Annotated in this window: 1 protein-coding gene; it reads right to left on the bottom strand. The window is 31.7% G+C overall.

The annotated features are described in order from the left end of the window. The coding region (locus tag J3495_RS19125; protein WP_210668586.1) for a transposase at positions 1–107 on the bottom strand (107 nt) is incomplete at its 3' end. Positions 108–252: the final 145 nt, after the last annotated feature.

The raw sequence follows: 252 nt of genomic DNA, 5'->3' as shown, positions 1-252 counted from the left end.
CCTCTGAATTTTGATCTGAATGCTTTTATTTTAGCATTGAATGATTCTGCAGAAGCATTAGTACTTCTGTTATCAAAATAGTTCAATATGGTTTGATAATGATTCATAATGGTACGAGAGATTGTACGGATCAACACGAAAACCTGTGGAGTTATAAAAATTATGCATAAATAGTAGTGAGTCTAAAAAGGAAGTATTCCACATTCCTCACACCTCTGAATTTTGATCTGAATGCTTTTATTTTAGCATTGA

The sequence above is a fragment of the Flavobacterium geliluteum genome (assembly GCF_017948595.1).
Taxonomy (GTDB): Bacteria; Bacteroidota; Bacteroidia; order Flavobacteriales; family Flavobacteriaceae; genus Flavobacterium; species Flavobacterium flavipigmentatum.
The sequence above is the reverse complement of the archived record's forward strand: the minus strand, read 5'-3'. Positions and strand labels throughout refer to the sequence as shown.